The following is a 4,991-nucleotide window of genomic DNA, read 5'->3' on the forward strand; positions in this document are numbered from 1 at the left end:
GCCCATTGATCTTCATGCATGAACTCTTCTTTTGTTTGTCCTACTTCATATTGATTTTCCATTATTATTTCCCCCTTTGAATAGCTTGTACTACAATCGTATGCATCTCGTCCAAAGCTTATGACCTATAAAAAAATAAAATCTATTTTTCTAATCTCATATACATAATTTTGAGATTTTTTCATAAAACAGAAATAAAGGAGTGATGCTCATGAAGGAAATTGAAGTCGTGATTGATACGGAAGAGATTGCGGAGTTTTTTTATGAGCAACTAATTGAAAGAGGGTACGTCCCAAAACGAGAAGAAATTGAAGATCTCGCAGATATTACATTTGAGTATTTATTAGAGAAATGCATGATTGATGAAGTTTTTGATGAAGAGGATGAATGAAAGTAACGACGGGCATAACTCGTCGTTTTTTACTCTTTACAAACCTGTCACAAATATAGTCAATAATTATTGATATAATGAAAAGGAAATTTTACTCAAGAGGTGAAGGAATGTTCAAAAAAATTATTGATTCTTTATTAGGAAAGAAAAAATATCGTTCGTATTCAAGTAGTGATTATCGTCGTAGAGGGCGCTCGTATTCAAGTAGCGATTATAAACGACGTTCATCTGGTTATGGACATCAACATTATAAAAGAAAACGTAAAAGCCGTAGCTTCTTTTCAAGTAGCTGATGAAATGGCGTCGTGTACTAGCATTATTTGATAGACCACTGCGAAAAAATACAATTGTTGCAGAGCGTTATAAAATTGAATCAGTAATTGGAATGGGCAGTTATGGGGTTACATATGTCGTTAATGATTTACAAATAAATAGATATAAAGTCTTAAAACAATTAAGACAAAGTAAACAAAGATATGAGTCTGGTAGAAAATCATTTGAACAAGAGAAAATGATTTTACAAACATTAAATCATCATGCAATTCCTAGTCTATATGATCATTTCCTATGGGAGAAAAAGAGCTTCTTTGTGATGGAGTACATGCCTGGTAAAAATTTTGAAGATTATATTTTCATAGATGGGTATGTATATACAGAACGTGAAGTTTTTGAAATTTTATATGAAATATTAGAAATTGTATCGGTGTTTCATAGTGAAGGCATTATTCATCGAGATTTACGCATTCCAAACATACTAATGAAAGAAAATCAAATTAGTATTATTGATTTTGGATTGGCTAAATGGAAAGGTGAGGATGATGAGCGAGTTACAACTTACGAAGGTGAACAAGCTTTGATGCGAGAAGTTCAATTTCGTAGCGACTTTTATGCGCTCGGTCATTTCTCATTATTTTTATTATATGCAGGATATGAATCTAATGAAAAACAGGAAAAACCATGGTACGAAGAATTAACTTTGGAACATTATAATCGCGAAATGCTTATGCGAATGTTACAAATAAAAACGCCGTACTATGAGAATGTACAAGATTTAAAACAAGATGTAGCTTCTGCTTTAGAAAGGATGGAGACTCCATGTTTCAAAAGTTTTTAGCAAGCGTTGGTATTGGAAGTGCAAAGGTAGATACTGTTCTTGAAAAAGATGAGTATATTGTTGGGGAAGAAATAGTTGGAAAGGTTCATATAACTGGAGGTTCAATTAGCCAACAAATTGAAAGCATTTACTTAACATTATCGACGTCGTATGTACGAGAAGTGGATGATAAAAAAGTAACAGCAACATATGATTTAGAGCGAGTACGCTTAACCGAACCTTTTTCTGTAGAACCGAATGAAACAGTTGACATTCCATTTTCTTTTCCAATGCCAATTGAAGCACCACTTACACTTGGTATGAAAACGGTTTGGATTCATACAGGTCTTGATATTAAACGTAGTATAGACCCAAGTGACCGCGACTACGTTCAAGTGTTACCTAATGCATTATTAAGTAGTGTTTTAGATAGTGTAAATGAATTAGGGTTTAAAGCACGTCATATAGAATGTGAAGAATTACCGCACCGATTACGTAAACAAGTTCCATTCGCACAAGAATTTGAGTTTATTCCGGTTTCTGGAGAGTACTACGGCAGATTAGATGAATTAGAATTATTAATTTTGCCACGTGCATACGACCGATTAGAAATAATTATGGAAGTAGATAGAAAATCACGTGGATTAGCTGGTTTATTCGCTGAGGCACTTGATCTTGATGAGAAGGTTATTCGCTTCACTGTAACAAGAGAAGATATCCCTGAGATGAAGCAAAAAATTAATAATTATATTTTTTAATAAACTATGCATAAAAAAGAAATGGAGAGGAAAACTAAAACAACCGCTCCATTTTTTTGCATAGTGAGGTTATGTATGTGAAACGATATCGACATTTATACTTGCTAAGTTTTACGTTACTCATTTGTTTTGTCGTATTATCACTTTCGTATCATACCGCTTGTATTGAGAACTTTGACAATATAGTCGCACATTTTATTCAAAGCTTTCGAAACGATTATTTGACGACCTATTTTACTTGGGTGTCTTTTATTGGTTCCAAAAGAATATATTTTCCATTACTCATTATTCTTGTAATGTATTTTCTCGTTAGAAAAAAGTTGCTTAGTGCGTTGCTTCTAACAATTAATTACTACGGATCTCGTTATTTAAACAGTATGCTTAAACTATGGTACGAACGAGCAAGACCTGATGTCACGCAGCTTGTTACTGCAACTGGATATAGTTTTCCGAGCGGTCATACGATGAATGCTACTGCTTTTTTAGGATTTATTGCATACGTCACAATTACTGAAGAACGTATTTCGTTGCATAAAAAATTGTTAATTATTCTTATAGCAAGCTTTGTTGTATTATCTATTTCAGTTAGCCGAATATATCTTGGCGTGCACTATCCATCTGACATATTAGCAGGATGGGCAGCTGGTGGTAGCTGGCTCGTTTTATGTGTTATATTCCATAAAACGTTCATAAAAAAAGAACCTATGTCATAATAGGTTCTTTTTTCATTGGCTCAACATGAATGTGTGCATGGTAAATTCCAAACTTTTTGCGAAGCATAGCTTCGATGTTGTCGGTAATACAGTGACTTTCTCCAACATCCATGCGAGCATCTACTTCAATTGTAATATCAACGTACGTTTGATTCCCGTACATACGTGCTCGAATATCTACAATGTTTTCCACACCGCCAATATGCTCAATAGCATCAGCGTATTCTTCCATTTTATCAGGATCAATTCCATCTGTAAGCATATGAGAAGATTCTACGAAAATCTCCCATGCAGTTTTACAAATAATAAGACCGACAATTAAAGCGGCAATAGGGTCTAAAATAGGCATTTGGAACTGAGAACCGACAATACCTACTACAGTACCAATACTTACGAGCGCATCTGATAAATTATCCTTTGCAGCGGCTTCTAATGATTTACTTTTTGTTCGTGCTGCAATTTTTTTCGTATACAAATACACGCAATACATAACAACAGCAGAAAATAAAGCAACCCATGCAGCGAGTACATTGGGCGCTGCTTGTTTCGGATTTAAGAAAGATTGAATGGCACTAATAACAACTTCTAATCCGACTGTTGCCATAATGAAGGACGCAACAAGTGATGCGATTTGTTCGGCACGCGAATGCCCATACGGATGATCTGGGTCACGAGGTTTACGAGATATTTTTAGACCAATTAATATTGCTAAAGAAGCACCGATATCCGTTAAGTTATTTAAACCGTCAGCGCGTAATGCGCTAGAGAGGGTAATATAACTGATGATGATTTTCATAGAGGATAAAAATATGTAGGCCATAATGCTGACAATAGCGCCTTTATCAGCTTCTTTATGAGAAAGAGTATCCATTTTAATCACTCACCTTTCTTTAAAGGAATTTCTTTCTATAAATAGAGTATCAAACGAAAGTCGTGTGGGTCTATACAAACATTGTTGACGTTTTATAGCTTTTTAAGAAGGGGGTAACAAAGTTTCGTGAAGGAAAAATATGTTGAAAAGTACAAAGTCAGGGTGTAAACCTAATTAGAGTCTATTTACTAAAGAGATAGGAGGGGAGATGGATCAAGAAACGAATACTTTTCTTACTACATATTATTCTTATCATGACAAGGTGTAATTCATTAAACGAGGAAAAACGTCAAAAGATAATTATGAAAACAGATGAAAGCCCTCTGGAAAATGTTTTCCAGAGGGCTTTCATCTTAGTATGCTTCTAAAAACTCAGTAACTTGCTCTTCAGTTTTTGCGTTAGCACTATGTAAGTGGCCTAGCTTCTCACCGTTTTGGTATACAAGTAAACTTGGAATACCCATTACTTGATACTCTTCAGCGATACTTGGAAACTCATCTTTATTAATAGAATACCATTCAAATTTATTGAACTCTTCCATTACATCTCCGATAAAGTTGTCCATACGTACGCAATCTGGGCACCATGTAGTAAAGAACTTAACAACTACTGGCTCCTCGCTTGCGATGATGTCTTTGAATTCTTGTTCTGTTTTAATTTCTTTCATAAGTAAAACTCCTTTCAATATCACACGAATTTATATGCAAAATTCGTATTTGCAAACATGTTGCAAACTTATTATTTGTTTTTTAGTTTTGTAGTTCGTTCACACTTATAAAATTGTATGTAACATGACTGCGCTACTAAGTGTGAAAATAACGGAACCTCACTTTTCTTTATAAGCTTTTTCCAGGATTGTGTCAAACTTTTGAATTTTATACAGAAATTAAAGAAGCCCAAACTTTGATTGAGTATGGGCAGAGTGACTAAAATTAATTGCTTATTAATTTCGAATAAATATTTAAATCGATAAGCTTTCCAGCTGATTTTTCGCTTTTTCTCAGAGTACCTTCAAAAGTAAAGTTTAATTTTTCTAATACTTTTATGGAATTTACATTTGCTGGTTTAACTTTTACAAAAATTGAATTAGGTTAGAAATTATATGGTTGTAATGGGAATTGAGGGATATGAATAAAAAAATTGTATCCCGCATTAACGGGCAGT

General features: G+C 34.0%; 7 protein-coding genes and 2 pseudogenes. 5 read left to right on the top strand and 4 right to left on the bottom strand.

The window, feature by feature from the left end:
* A pseudogene (locus ABWK52_RS29790) lies at positions 1-97 on the bottom strand (DUF3930 family protein); the annotation flags it as partial.
* Between the two features lie 114 nt (positions 98-211).
* Here ABWK52_RS29790 and ABWK52_RS17415 point away from each other — a divergent pair.
* The 5 genes from ABWK52_RS17415 (at position 212) to ABWK52_RS17435 (ending at position 2,955) form a co-directional block, all read left to right on the top strand.
* The gene (locus ABWK52_RS17415; RefSeq protein WP_000658451.1) at positions 212-391 is read left to right on the top strand and encodes a YozD family protein; all 180 of its coding nucleotides are present in this window, start codon (positions 212-214) and stop codon (positions 389-391) included.
* 110 nt (positions 392-501) lie between these two features.
* Positions 502-684 carry a hypothetical protein gene (locus ABWK52_RS17420; protein ID WP_000473371.1) on the top strand — a complete coding sequence of 61 codons (183 nt, stop codon included), beginning with the start codon at positions 502-504 and terminating at the stop codon, positions 682-684.
* Complete coding sequence (locus tag ABWK52_RS17425) at positions 684-1,505, top strand: serine/threonine protein kinase (protein WP_000872065.1); 822 nt, start codon at positions 684-686, stop codon at positions 1,503-1,505. Before ABWK52_RS17420 ends, ABWK52_RS17425 begins: the two co-directional genes overlap by 1 nt.
* Positions 1,487-2,242: a sporulation protein gene (locus ABWK52_RS17430; protein ID WP_000486611.1), complete on the top strand. Its 756-nt coding sequence runs from the start codon at positions 1,487-1,489 to the stop codon at positions 2,240-2,242. The genes ABWK52_RS17425 and ABWK52_RS17430 overlap by 19 nt, the downstream gene beginning before the upstream one ends.
* Before the next feature lie 77 nt (positions 2,243-2,319).
* Complete coding sequence (locus ABWK52_RS17435; RefSeq protein ID WP_000833370.1) at positions 2,320-2,955, top strand: phosphatase PAP2 family protein; 636 nt, start codon at positions 2,320-2,322, stop codon at positions 2,953-2,955.
* On the opposite strand, the gene ABWK52_RS17440 is transcribed toward ABWK52_RS17435, so the two are convergent.
* The 3 genes and pseudogenes from ABWK52_RS17440 to ABWK52_RS17450 all read right to left on the bottom strand — a co-directional run.
* A complete protein-coding gene (locus ABWK52_RS17440; RefSeq protein WP_000380385.1) occupies positions 2,945-3,826 on the bottom strand; it encodes a cation diffusion facilitator family transporter in 882 nt (293 codons plus the stop codon). The genes ABWK52_RS17435 and ABWK52_RS17440 overlap by 11 nt on opposite strands.
* Positions 3,827-4,179: 353 nt before the next feature.
* Entirely contained in the window at positions 4,180-4,494 is a 315-nt protein-coding gene (locus ABWK52_RS17445; protein WP_000658787.1) for a thioredoxin family protein, read from the bottom strand.
* Between the two features lie 265 nt (positions 4,495-4,759).
* Positions 4,760-4,915 (bottom strand): annotated as a pseudogene (locus ABWK52_RS17450) (GNAT family N-acetyltransferase); the annotation flags it as partial.
* Between the last annotated feature and the right edge of the window lie 76 nt (positions 4,916-4,991).

Origin of the sequence: Bacillus sp. AP50, assembly GCF_040492675.1 — a bacterium.
GTDB classification, from domain to species: Bacteria; Bacillota; Bacilli; order Bacillales; family Bacillaceae_G; genus Bacillus_A; species Bacillus_A cereus.

Excerpts from the sequence above, each read along its gene's own strand:
- ABWK52_RS17415 (WP_000658451.1), top strand. The coding sequence starts at position 212 with ATGAAGGAAATTGAAGTCGTGATTGATACGGAAGAGATTGCGGAGTTT.
- ABWK52_RS17420 (WP_000473371.1), top strand. The coding sequence starts at position 502 with ATGTTCAAAAAAATTATTGATTCTTTATTAGGAAAGAAAAAATATCGT.
- ABWK52_RS17425 (WP_000872065.1), top strand. The coding sequence starts at position 684 with ATGAAATGGCGTCGTGTACTAGCATTATTTGATAGACCACTGCGAAAA.
- ABWK52_RS17430 (WP_000486611.1), top strand. The coding sequence starts at position 1,487 with ATGTTTCAAAAGTTTTTAGCAAGCGTTGGTATTGGAAGTGCAAAGGTA.
- ABWK52_RS17440 (WP_000380385.1), bottom strand. The coding sequence starts at position 3,826 with ATGGATACTCTTTCTCATAAAGAAGCTGATAAAGGCGCTATTGTCAGC.
- ABWK52_RS17445 (WP_000658787.1), bottom strand. The coding sequence starts at position 4,494 with ATGAAAGAAATTAAAACAGAACAAGAATTCAAAGACATCATCGCAAGC.